The sequence below is a fragment of the Streptomyces sp. CA-210063 genome (genome assembly GCF_024612015.1).
Taxonomy (GTDB): domain Bacteria; phylum Actinomycetota; class Actinomycetes; order Streptomycetales; family Streptomycetaceae; genus Streptomyces.
In genome coordinates, this window is sequence record NZ_CP102512.1 from 7,974,753 (window position 1) to 7,991,788 (window position 17,036).

General features: G+C 70.9%; 11 protein-coding genes. 6 read left to right on the top strand and 5 right to left on the bottom strand.

From position 1 onward, the window contains the following. Positions 1 to 2: 2 nt before the first annotated feature. Positions 3 to 1,283 (bottom strand): ADP-ribosylglycohydrolase family protein, encoded by a 1,281-nt coding sequence (locus JIX56_RS34830; protein WP_257551293.1) that lies wholly within the window; start codon positions 1,281 to 1,283, stop codon positions 3 to 5. 461 nt (positions 1,284 to 1,744) lie between these two features. Then, complete coding sequence (locus JIX56_RS34835) at positions 1,745 to 2,851, bottom strand: ADP-ribosylglycohydrolase family protein (RefSeq protein WP_257546471.1); 1,107 nt, start codon at positions 2,849 to 2,851, stop codon at positions 1,745 to 1,747. A 233-nt stretch (positions 2,852 to 3,084) separates the two neighbouring features. Between JIX56_RS34835 and JIX56_RS34840 the strand changes: the two genes are divergently transcribed. The 3 genes from JIX56_RS34840 (at position 3,085) to JIX56_RS34850 (ending at position 10,242) form a co-directional block, all read left to right on the top strand. Then, positions 3,085 to 3,813 (top strand): VIT1/CCC1 transporter family protein, encoded by a 729-nt coding sequence (locus tag JIX56_RS34840; protein WP_257546472.1) that lies wholly within the window; start codon positions 3,085 to 3,087, stop codon positions 3,811 to 3,813. Positions 3,814 to 4,181: 368 nt separating this feature from the next. After that, complete coding sequence (gene gltB, locus JIX56_RS34845) at positions 4,182 to 8,786, top strand: glutamate synthase large subunit (protein WP_257551294.1); 4,605 nt, start codon at positions 4,182 to 4,184, stop codon at positions 8,784 to 8,786. Continuing rightward, positions 8,779 to 10,242: a glutamate synthase subunit beta gene (locus JIX56_RS34850; protein ID WP_257546473.1), complete on the top strand. Its 1,464-nt coding sequence runs from the start codon at positions 8,779 to 8,781 to the stop codon at positions 10,240 to 10,242. The genes gltB and JIX56_RS34850 overlap by 8 nt, the downstream gene beginning before the upstream one ends. Positions 10,243 to 10,419: 177 nt before the next feature. Here JIX56_RS34850 and JIX56_RS34855 read toward each other — a convergent pair whose 3' ends face one another. Continuing rightward, positions 10,420 to 11,349: a rhomboid family intramembrane serine protease gene (locus JIX56_RS34855; protein ID WP_257546474.1), complete on the bottom strand. Its 930-nt coding sequence runs from the start codon at positions 11,347 to 11,349 to the stop codon at positions 10,420 to 10,422. A gap of 153 nt (positions 11,350 to 11,502) precedes the next feature. Here JIX56_RS34855 and JIX56_RS34860 point away from each other — a divergent pair, with 153 nt between their 5' ends. Next, complete coding sequence (locus JIX56_RS34860) at positions 11,503 to 12,222, top strand: vWA domain-containing protein (RefSeq protein WP_257546476.1); 720 nt, start codon at positions 11,503 to 11,505, stop codon at positions 12,220 to 12,222. 142 nt (positions 12,223 to 12,364) lie between these two features. Then, a complete protein-coding gene (gene qcrB, locus JIX56_RS34865) occupies positions 12,365 to 14,041 on the top strand; it encodes a cytochrome bc1 complex cytochrome b subunit (RefSeq protein ID WP_257546478.1) in 1,677 nt (558 codons plus the stop codon). On the opposite strand, the gene JIX56_RS34870 is transcribed toward qcrB, so the two are convergent. Next, positions 14,016 to 14,984 (bottom strand): acyl-CoA dehydrogenase family protein, encoded by a 969-nt coding sequence (locus tag JIX56_RS34870; RefSeq protein ID WP_257546480.1) that lies wholly within the window; start codon positions 14,982 to 14,984, stop codon positions 14,016 to 14,018. The genes qcrB and JIX56_RS34870 overlap by 26 nt on opposite strands. 31 nt (positions 14,985 to 15,015) lie before the next feature. Beyond that, positions 15,016 to 16,155, bottom strand: a complete 1,140-nt coding sequence (locus JIX56_RS34875) for an acyl-CoA dehydrogenase family protein (RefSeq protein ID WP_257546482.1) — start codon at positions 16,153 to 16,155, stop codon at positions 15,016 to 15,018. Between the two features lie 90 nt (positions 16,156 to 16,245). Here JIX56_RS34875 and JIX56_RS34880 point away from each other — a divergent pair, with 90 nt between their 5' ends. Continuing rightward, entirely contained in the window at positions 16,246 to 17,034 is a 789-nt protein-coding gene (locus JIX56_RS34880; RefSeq protein ID WP_257546484.1) for an SDR family oxidoreductase, read from the top strand. The last annotated feature ends 2 nt before the right edge of the window (positions 17,035 to 17,036 follow it).

The window sequence follows — 17,036 nt, forward strand, 5'->3', positions numbered from 1 at the left end:
AATCATCCTCCTGGGACGGCGAGTTCCGTGGCTGCGAGAAGTTCGGCGAGGTGTACGAGATCGGTGCCGGTGAGGCGGGGGAGGGCACAGCCGGAGAGAGTGCGGCAGGCGTCCCGCCAGGCGTCGGGGATGGCGGTGCCGCCGCCGATCGCGCCGGTCAGGGCGCCGGCGAGGGCCGGGGCGGAGTCGGCGACGCGGGAGAGGCAGGCCGCGGCGGGGACGGCCTCGGCGATCCGGCCGCGGGCGGCGGTGGCGAGGGCGAGGGCCACGGGGACGGTCTCGGCGGCGGCGATGCCGTAGCTGTAGACGTGGTCGACGATCTGGTGCTCCAGGAGCGGGACCAGAGCGAATGTTCCTTCTTTTCTGTGCCGGTGGGCGAGGTCCAGGGCGTGGCGGGCGTTGCGGCCGATCTCCGTCTCCGCGGGGAGTTCGGCGAGGGCGGCCGCCGTGCAGTCGTCGACGTCCGCGCCGACGAGCGCCAGCGCGAGCGCGGCGGCCATCGCGCGGGCGCCGTGTACGCCGTCGCCGTCCTGGGTGTAGCGGGCGTCGAACTCGGCGAGGTCGGCGGCGCGTTGGGGGTCGCCCGGGTGGGCGACGGCCAGTACGCAGGCGCGTACGCAGGCCGCGTCGTCGAAGTAGTGCGGGTTGTCGTGGCCGGTGGCGGGTGGGCGCAGGCCGGTGGCGAGGTTGCCGAGGCCGGCGCGTACGGAGATGCGGGCGCGCAGGGGGAGTACGGCGGACTCGACCTCGGGGGCGCGTTCGGCGGCGGCGGCGATCTCGCTGGCCACGGCGTTCCAGGAGAGGTCGATCGAGGCGCGGGTGCGGCGCTCCAGGCTCAGGTCGCCGAGGGCGCCGGCGTCTCCGGCGCGCAGGACGGCTTCCGCTGCGAAGGCCGCCCATTCCGCGTCGTCGGAGGGGCCCAGGCGGAGGGGCTCGGGGGGCTGGTTGAGTGCGATGGGGACCGGGAGCGTGGTCGTCGCGTTCTGCTCGGCGAAGGTGTCCAGCTCGCGGGTGAGCCGTCGTGTCCACTCCGGCATACGGGCGGCTCGGTGGCGGGCGGCCGGCCAGCCGGCGGCGTCGCCTGCGGCGAGGCCGAGGAGGAGGCCTTCGATACGGCGGGGGGTGCGGGCCGTGGCCTCGGCTTCGCCTTCGGCCTTCGTCTTCCCACCCGCACCGCCCGTGCGACTTTCATCGTCGGGTGCGGGTGGCCCCTGTGGGGCGTCCTCACCGTCGGCGACCGCGGGTCCGGCTTCGACCGGCTCGGCGACGACCGGCTCCGCCACGACCGGCTCGGCGACGACCGGCTCCGCCACGACCGGCTCGGCGACGACCGGCTCGGCGACGACCGGCTCGGCCACGACCGGCTCCGCCACGACCGGCTCGGCTACGACCGCGAGTCCGGTCCCGCTGGGTGCGGTCCCGCCGGGTGCGTTCGCCGCCCACGAGGTGGCTGTGGTGTGGGGCGTGGTCTTGTTGCCCGGCGTGGGGGTCGTACGGGGCCTCGTCTCGTCGCACGGAGTGGGTGTGGCGCCGGGCGTCGTCTCGTCGTACGGGGCGGGTGGTGTGGCGACCCGGCTCTCCTCGAGCGAGGTGGGTGTTGTGGCGGCCGTGCTCCCGGTGAGCGACGTGGGTGTGGCGCCGGGCGTCGTCTCGTCGTACGAGGTGGGTGGTGTGGCGACCCGGCTCTCGTCGAACGGCGTCCGTGGTGCGGCAGGTGTCGTCTCGTCCCACGGTGGGGGTGGGGTCATGAGGGGGTCTCCGTTTTGTTGTCCGCGGCCAGGGTGAAGGCGCTCGGATCCGGTGGGGGCCACTCTTCGCGGTGCAGGGGATCCGTGTTGGTGCCCCATTTGCCGCCCTCGCCCGGTACGAGGAGCTCTGCCACGTCCAGGACGTGGTGGCCCGCCATCGACGGCAGGCAGCTGCCTCTCGCCGGGCCGATCGCGGCGGTCCACTCGGGTGGGATCGAGGACGCGCCCCGGGTCGCGCCGGCCAGGGCGCCGGCGACGGCGGCGGTGGTGTCGGCGTCGCGGCCCATGTTGACGGCCGTGAGGACGGACTCGGTGAAGTCGCCGTCGGCCGCCGCGTAGGCACCGAAGGCGAGGGCCACGGCTTCGGGGGCGAGATCGGTCCAGGGGTAGCCGCCGATGACGACCGCGGAGCGGACCGCGCGTTCACCGCGGTGGGCGACGGCCACCGCGCGGCGCAGGGAGCGGGCGGTCCAGGAGTCGTCGGGGACGACGGCCAGGGCGGAGGCCACGACCGCGATCGTGGGGGCGCCCGCCATCGCCGCCGCCACGCCGGCGGCGACCGCCTGGCCGCCGTAGATGCCCTCGCCGTCGTGGCTCACCGAGCCGTCGATGGCGACCAGGCGGGCGGCCTCCGCCGGGCGGCCGGCCGCGAACACGCCGAAGGGCGCGGCGCGCATGGCCAGGCCGTCGCTCCAGGCGTGCCGGTGCTGGGCGGAGATCGGGGCGGCCAGCCCCCGGCGGAGGTTCTCCAGGGTGCCGCGTTCGCTGAAGCCGGCGCCCCGGAACGGGCCCTCGTCCAGGTCGGCGATCCACTGGTGCCAGGCCGTCTCCACATGGGCGACGGTGAGTGCCGAGCCGTGCCGGGCCAGCAGCAGCCCGGAGAAGATGGCGTACTCGGTGTCGTCCGTGCCCGAGGGGTTCTCGGCCACGTACCCCGTGATGCGCCCCCAGCGTGCGCGGATCTCGGAGGGCTTCAAGTTCTCGGCGGGCGCCCCCAGCGCGTCCCCGACGGCGAGCCCGAGCATGGCGCCGCGCGCTCGTTCGCGCAGATCGGTGGCATCCCCCGGCGCCGGGACCGAGGGAATGCAGGCGATGGAAGGCATACGGTCGCCTCTCTGGCCCTATGGGCAGTTGATCCGCTCTGAAGATTTCTCTGTGAAGATCTCTCCCACATCGGGTGCCTCACTGGCGCGTGGAACGCTCCCGTATCACCCGGTCGACATCTGTGCAGAGTCCTGTACGAATGAGCGGCAACGGTTTCTCGAACAACTGCCAGCCCGGGTAAGTACGGCCTTCCTTGCTGGCAGAAGCGATTTTCCGAGCGTACGTTCGAGGCATGGCGATCATCGACACCGAAGCCGCACTGCATGCGGCGCACCGTGACAACCACACCCACCGGGACGTGAACGGCGGTTGGCTGCGGCCGGCCGTCTTCGGTGCGATGGACGGGCTCGTGTCCAATCTGGCGCTGATGACCGGCGTCGCGGGCGGGGCGGCCGGCCGGGAGGCGGTCGTCGTCGCCGGGCTCGCGGGACTCGCCGCCGGGGCCTTCTCCATGGCGGCCGGCGAGTACACCTCGGTCGCCTCGCAGCGCGAACTCGTCGAGGCCGAACTCGACGTCGAGCGGCGGGAGTTGCGCAAGCACCCCAAGGACGAGGAGCAGGAGCTGGCCGCGCTCTACGAGAGTCGTGGGGTCGATCCGGGGCTCGCCCGGCAGGTCGCGAGACAGCTGTCGCGCGATCCCGAGCAGGCCCTGGAGATCCACGCGCGCGAGGAGCTGGGCATCGACCCCGGCGACCTTCCCTCGCCCACCGTCGCCGCCGTGTCGAGCTTCGGCTCCTTCGCGCTGGGCGCCCTGCTGCCCGTACTGCCGTATCTGCTCGGCGCGGGCGCGCTGTGGCCGGCCGTGCTGGTGGCGCTCGCCGGGCTCTTCGGATGCGGTGCGGTGGTGGCCAGGGTGACGGCCAGAACCTGGTGGTTCAGCGGGCTGCGGCAGCTGGCCCTCGGGGGTGCCGCAGCGGGTGTGACGTACGCCCTGGGCAGTCTGTTCGGAGCGGCCGTATGATGGATCGGATGGCTACGTATGCGCGGGACCGTATAAGTAGTCGTTACCAGGCGGTTTCGAATGCTTAACCGCTGGGCATGAGCCGTAAGCGCCGCAGGCAAAGACGCCTGCACAGCACCTGAAGTAGTGGGCGACGACGCCTCCTGCGCCCCCGGTCGACCGACACTGATCTGTCCGGTCGGCCCCCTTGATCACGCCACCGTGCGCAGCACACCCTCCGCGCCGTGGCGTCCGCATGTTGGGACGAAGTATCCGGTTCCCGAGAATCGTTCCATCATGTAACCTGCACGAAATTTTGCACTTTACGCAGAGGGCCAGCGTCGTCCCTCGGCAATCGCATATGCCAGATGACGACGACGGGAGAGCCGATGCGTACGCCGCGCCAGCCGTCCCAGCACTCCGCGAATGGCCAGAAGTGGTCCTTCATGGATGCTCGCCCTGCTGCGCAGGGTATGTACGACCCCCGCAACGAGCGCGACGCCTGTGGCGTCGGCTTCGTGGCCAACCTCACCGGCGAGGCGAGCCATGCGCTGGTCGAGCAGGCGCTCACGGTTCTCCGCAACCTGGAGCACCGCGGTGCCACCGGCTCCGAGCCCGACTCCGGTGACGGCGCCGGCATTCTCTCGCAGGTTCCCGACGCGTTCTTCCGTGAAGTGGCCGGATTCGAGCTGCCCGAGGCCGGCTCGTACGCCGTCGGTATCGGCTTCCTGCCCGAGGAGGGCGCCGACGACGCCGTCGCCCGTATCGACGCGATCGCGGCCGACGAGGGCCTGACCGTCCTCGGCTGGCGCGAGGTGCCCGTCGCCCCCGAGCTGCTCGGCGCCACGGCCCGCTCGACGATGCCGGTCTTCCGCCAGCTCTTCGTCGCCGACGGCTCGGCCGCGCCCGCCACGGACATCGACCTCGACCGCAAGAGCTTCGTGCTGCGCAAGCGCGCCGAACGCGAGGTCGACGTCTACTTCCCCTCGCTCTCCGCGCGGACCATCGTCTACAAGGGCATGCTGACCACCGGCCAGCTGGAGCCCTTCTTCCCGGACCTGTCCGACCGCCGCTTCGCCTCCGCGATCGCGCTCGTGCACTCCCGGTTCTCCACGAACACCTTCCCGTCGTGGCCGCTCGCCCACCCGTACCGCTTCGTCGCGCACAACGGCGAGATCAACACGGTCAAGGGCAACCGCAACTGGATGGTCGCCCGCGAGTCCCAGCTGGTCTCCGACCTGTTCGGCCCCGCCGAGAAGCTGGACCGGATCTTCCCGATCTGCACGCCGGACGCCTCCGACTCCGCGTCCTTCGACGAGGTCCTGGAGCTGCTCCACCTCGGTGGCCGCTCCCTGCCGCACTCCGTGCTGATGATGATCCCGGAGGCGTGGGAGAACCACGACTCCATGGACCCGACCCGCCGCGCCTTCTACCAGTTCCACTCCACGATGATGGAGCCCTGGGACGGCCCGGCCTGTGTCACCTTCACCGACGGCAAGCAGGTCGGCGCGGTCCTCGACCGCAACGGCCTGCGCCCCGGCCGCTACTGGGTCACCGACGACGGCCTCGTCGTCCTCGGCTCCGAGGTCGGCGTCCTCGACATCGACCCCGCCAAGGTCGTCCGCAAGGGCCGCCTGCAGCCCGGCCGGATGTTCCTCGTCGACACCGTCGAGCACCGCATCATCGAGGACGACGAGATCAAGGCCGGCCTCGCCGCCGAGCAGCCGTACGCCGAGTGGCTGGAGGCCGGGGAGATCGAGCTCTCCGACCTGCCCGAGCGTGAGCACATCGTGCACACGCACGCCTCGGTCACCCGCCGCCAGCAGACCTTCGGTTACACCGAGGAGGAGCTGCGCGTCATCCTCGCCCCGATGGCCAAGGCCGGCGCCGAGCCCATCGGCTCGATGGGCACGGACTCGCCGATCGCCGCGCTGTCCTCGCGCCCGCGCCTGCTCTTCGACTACTTCACCCAGCTGTTCGCGCAGGTCACCAACCCTCCGCTGGACGCGATCCGTGAAGAACTCGTCACGTCGCTCCGCAGCTCGCTCGGTCCGCAGGGCAACCTGCTCGAGCCGACGGCCGCCTCCTGCCGTAGCGTCACCCTGCCCTTCCCGGTGATCGACAACGACGAGCTGGCCAAGCTCATCCACATCAACGCCGACGGCGACATGCCCGGCATGAAGGCCGCCACGCTCTCCGGCCTCTACCGGGTCTCCGGCGGCGGTGACGCCCTCGCCGCGCGCATCGAGGAGATATGCGCCGAGGCCGACGCCGCCATCGACAACGGCGCCCGGCTGGTCGTCCTCTCCGACCGCCACTCGGACGCCGAGCACGCGCCGATCCCGTCGCTGCTGCTCACCGCGGCCGTCCACCACCACCTCATCCGCACCAAGCAGCGCACCCAGGTGGGCCTGCTGGTCGAGGCCGGTGACGTCCGCGAGGTCCACCACGTCGCCCTGCTCATCGGCTTCGGCGCCGCTGCCGTGAACCCGTACCTGGCGATGGAGTCCGTCGAGGACCTCGTCCGCGCAGGGACGTTCCTCCAGGGCGTCGAGGCCGAGCAGGCCATCCGCAACCTGATCTACGCCCTCGGCAAGGGCGTTCTGAAGGTCATGTCCAAGATGGGCATCTCCACGGTCGCCTCCTACCGCGGCGCCCAGGTCTTCGAGGCCGTCGGCCTCGCGGACGAGTTCGTCGAGAAGTACTTCAACGGCACGGCCACCAAGATCGGCGGCGTCGGCATCGACGTCATCGCCAAGGAGGTCGCCGCCCGCCACGCCAAGGCGTACCCGGCCAGCGGCATCGCGCCGGCCCACCGTGCCCTGGAGATAGGCGGCGAGTACCAGTGGCGCCGCGAGGGCGAGCCGCACCTGTTCGACCCGGAGACGGTCTTCCGCCTCCAGCACTCGACCCGTACGCGCCGCTACGACATCTTCAAGAAGTACACGGACCGTGTGAACGAGCAGTCCGAGCGCCTGATGACGCTGCGTGGCATGTTCGGCTTCAAGTCCGACCGGCAGCCCATTCCGCTCGACGAGGTCGAGTCGGTCTCCGAGATCGTCAAGCGCTTCTCGACCGGCGCCATGTCGTACGGCTCCATCTCGCGCGAGGCGCACGAGACGCTCGCCATCGCCATGAACCAGCTGGGCGGCAAGTCCAACACCGGTGAGGGCGGCGAGGACGCCGACCGCCTGTACGACCCGGCGCGCCGGTCCAGCATCAAGCAGGTCGCTTCCGGCCGCTTCGGTGTGACGAGTGAGTACCTCGTCAACGCGGACGACATCCAGATCAAGATGGCCCAGGGCGCCAAGCCCGGTGAGGGCGGTCAGCTGCCCGGCCACAAGGTGTACCCGTGGGTCGCGAAGACGCGTCACTCGACGCCGGGCGTGGGCCTCATCTCCCCGCCGCCGCACCACGACATCTACTCCATCGAGGACCTGGCCCAGCTGATCCACGACCTGAAGAACGCGAACCCGCAGGCGCGGATCCACGTGAAGCTGGTGTCGGAGGTCGGCGTCGGGACCGTGGCCGCGGGTGTCTCCAAGGCGCACGCGGACGTCGTCCTCATCTCCGGCCACGACGGTGGTACGGGTGCGTCGCCGCTGACGTCGCTGAAGCACGCCGGCGGTCCCTGGGAGCTGGGCCTGGCCGAGACCCAGCAGACTCTTCTCCTGAACGGTCTGCGGGACCGGATCGTCGTCCAGACGGACGGCCAGCTGAAGACCGGCCGCGACGTGGTCATCGCCGCGCTCCTCGGCGCCGAGGAGTTCGGCTTCGCGACCGCGCCGCTGGTCGTCTCCGGCTGCGTCATGATGCGCGTCTGCCACCTCGACACCTGCCCGGTCGGCATCGCCACGCAGAACCCGACGCTCCGCGACCGGTTCACCGGCAAGGCCGAGTACGTCGTGAACTTCTTCGAGTTCATCGCCGAGGAGGTCCGCGAGATCCTCGCCGAGCTGGGCTTCCGCACCATCGAGGAGGCCGTCGGCCACGCCGAGACGCTCGACGTGACCCGCGCGATCGACCACTGGAAGGCGCAGGGCCTGGACCTGGAGCCGCTGTTCCACGTGCCCGAGCTGCCCGAGGGCGCGGTGCGCCACCAGCTCATCGAGCAGGACCACGGTCTGGAGAAGGCGCTCGACAACGAGCTGATCAAGCTCGCCGCCGACGCGCTCGCCGCCTCGGACGCGACCGACGCCCAGCCGGTGCGCGCCCAGGTCAAGGTCCGCAACATCAACCGCACGGTCGGCACGATGCTCGGCCACGAGGTGACGAAGAAGTTCGGCGGGGCCGGTCTGCCCGACGACACCATCGACATCACCTTCACCGGCTCGGCGGGGCAGTCGTTCGGTGCCTTCCTGCCGCGCGGTGTCACGCTGCGCCTGGAGGGCGACGCCAACGACTACGTCGGCAAGGGCCTCTCCGGCGGTCGCGTCATCGTCCGCCCGGACCGGGGCGCCGACCACCTCGCCGAGTTCTCGACGATCGCGGGCAACACCATCGCCTACGGCGCGACCGGCGGCGAGCTGTTCCTCCGCGGGCGTACGGGTGAGCGGTTCTGTGTCCGTAACTCCGGTGCCCTGGTGGTGTCCGAGGGCGTGGGCGACCACGGCTGTGAGTACATGACCGGTGGTCACGCGGTCGTCCTCGGCGAGACGGGCCGCAACTTCGCGGCCGGTATGTCGGGCGGCATCGCGTACGTCATCGACCTGAACCGCGACAACGTCAACGTCGGCAACGTGGACGCCGTCGAGGCCCTGTCCGACGACGACAAGCAGTGGCTGCACGACGTGGTGCGCCGCCACGCCGAGGAGACCGGCTCGACGGTCGCCGAGAAGCTGCTCGCCGAGTGGCCCGTGGCCGTGGAGCGCTTCAGCAAGATCATCCCCAGCACGTACAAGGCAGTGCTCGCCGCCAAGGCCGCCGCCGAGCAGGCCGGTCTCTCCGAGACCGAGATCACCGAGAAGATGATGGAGGCGGCGATCAATGGCTGACCCGAAGGGCTTCCTCAACCACGGGCGCGAGGCCGCCAAGTCCCGCCCCGTCGACGTACGCCTGAAGGACTGGAACGAGGTCTACGTCCCCGGCTCCCTGCTGCCGATCATCAGCAAGCAGGCCAGCCGCTGCATGGACTGCGGCATCCCGTTCTGCCACAACGGCTGTCCGCTCGGAAACCTGATCCCCGAGTGGAACGACTACGCCTACCGCGAGGACTGGGCGGCGGCGTCGGAGCGCCTGCACGCGACGAACAACTTCCCGGAGTTCACGGGCCGCCTGTGCCCGGCCCCGTGCGAGTCGGCCTGCGTCCTCGGCATCAACCAGCCGGCCGTCACCATCAAGAACGTCGAGGTCTCGATCATCGACAAGGCGTGGGACAGCGGTGATGTCGCGCCGCAGATCCCGGAGCGCCTGTCCGGCAAGACGGTCGCGGTCATCGGCTCGGGCCCGGCGGGCCTGGCGGCGGCTCAGCAGCTGACGCGCGCCGGCCACACCGTGGCGGTCTACGAGCGCGCGGACCGTATCGGTGGCCTCCTGCGCTACGGCATCCCCGAGTTCAAGATGGAGAAGCGGCACATCAACCGCCGTATCGAGCAGATGCGCGCGGAGGGCACCCGCTTCCGTACGGGCATCGAGATCGGCCGCGACCTCAAGGCGACGGACCTGAAGAAGCGGTACGACGCCGTCGTGATCGCGGCGGGCGCCACCACCGCCCGTGACCTTCCGGTGCCCGGCCGCGAGCTGACCGGCATCCACCAGGCCATGGAGTACCTGCCCCTGGCCAACAAGGTGCAGGAGGGCGACTTCGTGGCGCCCCCCATCACGGCCGAGGGCAAGCACGTCGTCGTCATCGGCGGCGGTGACACGGGCGCGGACTGCGTGGGCACGGCCCACCGCCAGGGCGCGGCCTCCGTGACGCAGCTGGAGATCATGCCCAGGCCCGGCGACGACCGTAACCCGGTCTCGCAGCCGTGGCCGACCTTCCCGATGCTCTACAAGGTCACCTCCGCGCACGAGGAGGGCGGCGAGCGGGTCTACTCCGTCTCCACCACCCACTTCGAGGGCGACGAGGACGGCAACGTCCAGTTCCTGCACCTCACCGAGGTCGAGTTCATCGACGGCAAGCTGACCCCGAAGCCGGGCACGGAGCGCAAGATCCCCGCCCAGCTGGTGACGCTGGCGATGGGCTTCACGGGGACGGACCGCGAGAACGGTCTCGTGGACCAGTTCGGCCTGGACCTCGACGAGCGCGGCAACATCGCCCGCGACGCCGACTTCCAGACCAACGTGCCGGGTGTCTTCGTCGCCGGTGACGCGGGTCGTGGTCAGTCGCTCATCGTGTGGGCGATCGCCGAGGGCCGCTCGGCGGCCCAGGGCTGCGACCGCTTCCTGACGGGGGCGAGCGAACTGCCGGCGCCGATCCGGCCCACGGACCGCTCGCTGATGGTCTGACGGCCCACCACAAGACGGTGACCTGACGGTCACCCCACATACGTCCCGTACAAAGGCGTACGGAACACAGACGGCGCCTGCCCGCCAGTCCCCGACCGGACGACTGGGCAGGCGTCGTTGCATGTCCGGGCGCGCCCGCCGGCGGCGGAATCTCCGCTGCCGGCGGGCGCGGCTCGCTCAGCCCGTCATCCCCGAAACCTTCGCGACGGCCGACACCACCAACAGCGCCGGCATCACGACACATGCCCCCGCCTGCACGAGCACCCTCCGTCGGTCCCGAGGCGCGTAAGCGAACGCGAGGGCGATGAGGCCGCCGGTCAGCAGCCCTCCGAGGTGCCCCTGCCAGGACGTGACGACCGCCGAGATGATCAGCCACACCAGCAGGCCCGCCATGAAGCGGTTGATCCCCGCCGGGTCGGCTCCCAGGCGGCGGGCGAGGACGTAGTACGCGGTGCAGACGCCGAAGATCGCGCCGGAGGCGCCGACCGTGCTGGCGTCGGGGGCCAGCAGCAGGACGAGGACCGAGCCGCCCAGGGCCGAGAGCAGGTACAGGGCCAGGTAGCGGGTGCGGCCCAGTTGGGACTCGACCATCCGGCCGACGTTCCACAGCGTGACCATGTTCATCACGATGTGGAGGATGCCGAAGGTGCCCTCGGTGGGCGGGAGGTGGAGGAAGGCGCCGGTGAGGAGGCGGTACCACTCGCCGTCGATCACGCCTTCGAGCTGGAAGTCGGCCGGGTAGGCGCTCTGCCAGACGTAGTGGAGGCCGTCCGGGCCGGCCAGGCCCCGGCCCAGCATCGCGAAGTCGTCCACGATCTCGGGGCGGAGCAGCTCGGCGACGTAGGCCACGATGTTCAGGCCGATCAGGACGTACGTGACCAGCGGGACCGTCGAGATCCGGCCGCCGAAGGCCGTGCGGGCCTGGCGGACCGTTCGCGCGCCCTCCTTCACGCACTCCGGGCACTGGTGGCCCACGGCCGCGTCCCGCATGCAGTCCGGGCAGATGAACCGCTCGCAGCGGGTGCAGCGGACGTACGACTCCACTTTCGGGTGGCGGTAGCAGGTGGTGACGGCGGGCTCGGACGGCGACGGGGATTCGGGTTCCACGACCGGCTCCTTGTGGGTGCGGGACTGATGACGAGCCGGTGAGGACGGCGGCGAACAAAATAGCGAACGGGCTGGGATGAGTGGGGAGGGGGTGGCCTTTGGGGTGCCATAACCTCGGGTTTCCCACACAGCCTCGATGCCAGGAGCCCCCGCATGTCCGCGATCAGTCTCACCAAGGTCGAGGAGGCCGCCCCCGCGCTCGTCGACCTCTACAAGACCGCCGGTGTCTCCCTCACGAAGCACGGGCTCGACGGGGTGCGGGCCGCCGTGTACCTCGTCGTCGACCACAGCGGTTCCATGAAGCCCTACTACAAGGACGGCAGCGTGCAGGCGCTGGCCGATCGGGTGCTCGGGCTGTCGGCTCATCTCGACGACGACGGACGCGTGCCCGTCGTCTTCTTCTCGACGGACATCGACGCCGTGACCGACATCGCCCTCGCCGACCATCGCGGGCGGATCGAGCGGATCGCGGCCGGCCTCGGGCACATGGGGAAGACCAGTTATCACCTGGCCATGGACGCCGTCATCGACCACTACCTCGACAGTGGCTCCACGGCCCCCGCCCTCGTCGTCTTCCAGACCGACGGCGGGCCCATCAACAAGCTGGCCGCCGAACGATACGTCTGCAAGGCCGCCCGCCTCCCCCTCTTCTGGCAGTTCATCGGCTTCGGTGATCCGGACAGCAGGCAGTTCGACTTCCTGCGCAGGCTCGACGAGCTGGCCGTGCCGGGGAAGCGGGTCGTGGACAACGCCGGGTTCTTCCACGCCGGGTCGGATCCGAGGGCCGTGTCCGACGGGGAGTTGTACGACCGGCTGGTGGGGGAGTTCCCCAAGTGGCTGGTGGAGGCGAAGGCCCGGAGGATCGTCGCGTAGGCGGCCCGGCGGGATGTCACATCCGCGGGCTCGGGCTCGTCGAGTAGGGAGGGGAAGCGGAGTGGCCTAAGTGGGGAGTGGGCCCCATTTACATGGGCGGGTGTGCGTGCCACTCTGGGGCGAGCCAACGGGAGGGCGACGCATGGACGGCGTGCGAGCGGTCGGGGCGGGGAGCGGCGGGGAAAGGGGCGCCGCGGCGGGCGGTCGGGAGCGGCGGGGCGGAGTCGGCAAGGGGGAGCGGGTCGCGGACTGGGCCGACGGGCGGCTCGGGCTGTACGGGATCGCCAAGGCCAATCTGCGCAAGGTGTTTCCGGACCACTGGTCCTTCATGCTCGGCGAGATCTGCCTCTACAGCTTCCTCATCCTGATCCTCACCGGCGTCTGGCTGACCCTGTTCTTCGAGCCGAGCGGTGTCGAGGTCGAGTACCACGGCACGTACGAGCAGCTCAACGGCGTCCTGATGACCAGGGCGTACGAGTCCACGCTGGAGATCAGCTTCGATGTGCGCGGCGGACTGCTGATCCGGCAGATCCACCACTGGGCGGCGCTCGTCTTCGTCGCCGGGATGCTCGTCCACATGATGCGGGTGTTCTTCACGGGCGCGTTCCGCAAGCCGCGCGAGATGAACTGGCTGTTCGGCTGGACGCTGCTGTTCCTCGGCATCATCACCGGCCTGACCGGCTACTCGCTCCCGGACGACCTGCTCTCCGGCACCGGCCTCCGCTTCGCCCAGGGCGCCATCCTGTCCGTCCCGATCGTGGGGACGTATCTCTCCTTCTTCCTCTTCGGAGGGGAGTTCCCCGGGCATGACATCATCTCGCGGCTCTTCCCGATCCATGTGCTGGTGCTGCCGGGGATCATGCTGGCGCTGGTCGTCGCCCATCTGATCCTGGTCTTCTACCACAAGCACACGCAGTACCCCGGGCCCGGACGGGACCAGAAGTCGGTGGTCGGCATGCCGTTCATGCCGGTGTACATGGCCAAGGCGGGCGGCTTCTTCTTCCTCGTGTTCGGCGTGCTGACCTTCATGGGCGCGATCGCGACGATCAACCCCGTGTGGGCGTTCGGCCCCTACCGCGCCGATCTGGTCACCACCGGCGCCCAGCCCGACTGGTATCTGGGCTTCTCCGAAGGCCTGATCCGGGTGATGCCGGGATGGGAGATCAACGCCTTCGGACACACGCTCGCCCTCGGCGTCTTCATCCCCTTCTCCCTCTTCCCGCTGATCATGCTGGCCATCGGCGTCTACCCGTTCGTCGAGGCGTGGATCACCGGCGACACACGCGAACACCACCTCCTCGACCGGCCCCGCAACGTACCCGTCCGCACCGCACTGGGCGTGGCCTGGCTGAGTCTGTACGGCGTCCTGCTGATCGGCGGCGGCAACGACATCGTCGCCACCCATCTCCATCTCTCCATCAACGCGATCACGTGGTTCGTGCGCATCGGCTTCTTCGTGGTGCCGGTCGTCGCCTTCGTCGTGACCAAACGGATCTGTCTGGGGCTCCAGCGCCGGGACCGTGACACAGTGCTGCACGGCCGCGAGACCGGCATCATCAAGCGGCTTCCGCACGGCGAGTACGTCGAGGTCCACGAGCCGCTCTCCCAGGAGCGGTTGTTCGCGCTCACGCAGCACGAGCAGGACCCGCCGTACGAGGTCGGGCCGCTCGTCGACGCGAACGGCGTGCGGCGCCGGGTCGGGCCCGTCGACCGGCTGCGCGCCCGCCTCGCCCGCGCCATGTTCGGCCCCGGGACCAGGATCCCCAAGCCGACGGTCGAGGAGTACCGCGAGCTCACCAGCGGCGACCACCACCACTGAGGACCACGCCTCGGCATTCAGTGGGCCCGCCCCACGCCGTCCGCAGCGCACGAGCCTTGGTCAGCCACAGCGACAGGTCGTACTCCGCCGTGTAGGCGATCGCGCCGTGCAGCTGGAGCGCGGTGCGGGCGGTCGTGTACGCCGCCTCGCAGGCCGTCAGCTTGGCGGCGGCCACGTCCGCCGGGTCGAGGGTGACCGCCGCGCCGAAGACCAGCGGCCGCGCGAACTCCAGGGCCACCTTCGCGTCGGCCAGCCGGTGCTTCACCGCCTGGAACGAGCCTATGGCGACACCGAACTGGGTGCGCTGCCTGACGTACGCCACCGTCCGGTCCAGGAGTGCCAGTCCGACGCCGAGGGCCTGGGCGGCGACCGCGAGACGGGCCCAGGTGAGGGCTCGGGGGAGGGGCGGGTGCGGCGCGAGGAGTTCGCCGCCGGGGAGAAGCGGGGTCAGGCGGCGGGCCGGGTCCAAGGAGGGCCGGACCGGACCGTGTCCGGACGACAGCCGCAGTTCGGTGTGGCTCAGGGACAGGCGGGTCGTCGCCGCGTCCCCGTCCAACGCGTACGACCCCGCCGGCGCGACCGTCGCGACGGCCTCCCCGGAGACCAGCGCCGGGAGCAGCCGCTCGGCCGGGCCCGGTTCGTCCAGGCCGGCCAGGAGGACCGCCGCCGTCACCGTCTCCACCAGCGGGCCGGGCACCGCGTGGCGGCCCAGCTCCACGAAGGCGACCGCCAGTTCGACGGGCAGGGGGCCCATCCCCTCGTACGCCTCCGGCGCCGCCAGCGCGAAGACACCGGCCCGCGCGAGGCGGGACCACAGCGCACGCCCCGCCCCGTGCTCCCCGCGCCCCCAGGCCCGTACGACGGAGGGTGTGTCGGCGGCCCGCAGCATGGCGTCCAGCGACTCGGCGAACGCCCGCTGCTCGGTGTCCAGGAGGAAGCGCATCAGCGGCGGCCCTTCGGGATGAGGCCACACATCAGCGGCGGCCCTTCGGTAGCCCGAGCAGGCGCTCGGCGATGATGTCGCGCTGGATCTCGTTGGTGCCGGCGTAGATCGGACCGGCCAGGGAGAAGACGTACCCCTCGGACCAGTCGGTGTCCGCCGACTCGCCCTCCTCGCCGAGCAGGTCGAGTGCCGTCTCGTGCAGGGCGATGTCGTACTCGGACCAGAAGACCTTGTTCAGGCTGGACTCGGGGCCGACCGGCGTGCCCTCCAGGAAGCGGGACGCGGCCGCGTACGTGAACAGCTGGTAGGCGCGGGCGCCGATCAGCGCGTCGGCCACGCGGTCATGTGCCGAGGCCGGCCCTCCCTGGGCGTGCCAGAGGTCCGACAGCCGGTTCGCGGAGGCCAGGAAGCGGCCGGGGGAGCGGAGCATCAGGCCGCGTTCGTTGCCGGCGGTCGACATCGCGATGCGCCAGCCCTGGCCGGGCTCGCCGATGACGTCCTCGTCCGGTACGAACACGTCGTCGAGGAAGAGCTCGGCGAAGGCCGGCTTGCCGTCGAGGCGGCCGATCGGGCGGACCGTCACGCCGGGTGCGCGCAGGTCGAACATCAGGTAGGTCAGCCCCTGGTGGGGTTTCGGCGTGCCCGGCTCGCTGCGGAACAGGCCGAACGCGCGGTCCGCGAAGGCGGCGCGCGACGACCAGGTCTTCTGGCCGCTCAACAGCCAGCCCCCGTCCGTGCGCACGGCCCTGGACGTGAGCGAGGCGAGATCCGACCCGGCCTCGGGCTCCGACCACGCCTGGGCCCAGACCACCTCGCCGGAGGCCATCGGCGGCAGCACGCGGGCCCGTTGCTCCTCGGTGCCGTGGTCGAAGAGGGTCGGGGCGAGGAGGTTGACGCCGTTCTGGCCGACACGCCCCGGGGCGCCCGCCGCGTAGTACTCCTCCTCGAAGATCAGCCATCGCAGCAGGCCCGCGTCGCGGCCGCCGTACGCGGCCGGCCAGTTCACCACCGACCAGCGGTCCGCGAACAGTTCGGCCTCCCAGACGCGGTGGGCGGCGAAACCCTCCTCGGTCTCCAGGGAGGGCAGCGGCCCGGGCGGGACGTGGTCGCGCAGCCATGCGCGCGCCTCGGCGCGGAAGGCCTCGTCGGCGGGGGAATGGGCGAGGTCCACGGGTCACCCCTCTTGGCCTGGCAAGCGTTCGGCCTGTCCAACGGACGTCCGGCCTTCCCTAACAAGTGTTTGGTAGGTTACCGTGCGGTCATGAAGAACGTCGAGGCTCCGGCGTACGTCCCCGGGCACGGCCTGCTCCGCGGACGCACCGCCGTGATCACCGCGGCGGCCGGCGCCGGCATCGGCGGGGCGACCGCGCGACGCTTCCTGGAGGAGGGCGCACGCGTCCTCATCAGCGACGCGCACGCGCGCCGGCTGAAGGAGTACGAGGCCGAGCTGGCCGGTGAGTTCGGCGAGGAGCCCGTCACGGCGGTGCCGTGCGACGTCACCGACGAGACCCAGGTCCTCGCACTCTTCGAGACGGCCGTACGAGCGCACGGACGGCTCGACATCGTCGTCAACAACGCGGGGCTCGGCGGCACCTCGGACCTCGTCGACATGACCGACGTACAGTGGTCGAAGGTGCTGGACGTGACGCTGAACGGCACGTTCCGGTGCACCCGGGCCGCTCTGCGGCTGATGCGGGAGAGCGGTGGCGGCGTGATCGTCAACAACGCCTCCGTCGTCGGCTGGCGCGCCCAGGCCGGGCAGGCGCACTACGCGGCGGCGAAGGCGGGCGTGATGGCCCTGACCAGATGCGCGGCGATCGAGGCGGCCGAGTACGGGGTCCGGATCAACGCTGTGTCGCCGAGCCTCGCCATGCATCCGCACCTCGTCAAGGTCACGACGCCCGAACTGCTGGCGGAGCTGACCGCGCGGGAGGCCTTCGGGCGGTACGCCGAACCGTGGGAGGTGGCCAACGTGATCGTGTTCCTGGCGTCCGGCTACTCCTCGTACATGACGGGCGAGATTGTGTCCGTCAGCAACCAGCACCCCTAAGG

What these genes read in the sequence shown, in the direction of transcription:
- gltB (WP_257551294.1), top strand. Translation starts at nt 4,182, where the DNA reads ATGCGTACGCCGCGCCAGCCGTCCCAGCACTCCGCGAATGGCCAGAAG.
- JIX56_RS34860 (WP_257546476.1), top strand. Translation starts at nt 11,503, where the DNA reads ATGTCCGCGATCAGTCTCACCAAGGTCGAGGAGGCCGCCCCCGCGCTC.
- JIX56_RS34870 (WP_257546480.1), bottom strand. Translation starts at nt 14,984, where the DNA reads ATGCGCTTCCTCCTGGACACCGAGCAGCGGGCGTTCGCCGAGTCGCTG.
- JIX56_RS34850 (WP_257546473.1), top strand. Translation starts at nt 8,779, where the DNA reads ATGGCTGACCCGAAGGGCTTCCTCAACCACGGGCGCGAGGCCGCCAAG.
- JIX56_RS34840 (WP_257546472.1), top strand. Translation starts at nt 3,085, where the DNA reads ATGGCGATCATCGACACCGAAGCCGCACTGCATGCGGCGCACCGTGAC.
- JIX56_RS34880 (WP_257546484.1), top strand. Translation starts at nt 16,246, where the DNA reads ATGAAGAACGTCGAGGCTCCGGCGTACGTCCCCGGGCACGGCCTGCTC.
- qcrB (WP_257546478.1), top strand. Translation starts at nt 12,365, where the DNA reads ATGGACGGCGTGCGAGCGGTCGGGGCGGGGAGCGGCGGGGAAAGGGGC.
- JIX56_RS34835 (WP_257546471.1), bottom strand. Translation starts at nt 2,851, where the DNA reads ATGCCTTCCATCGCCTGCATTCCCTCGGTCCCGGCGCCGGGGGATGCC.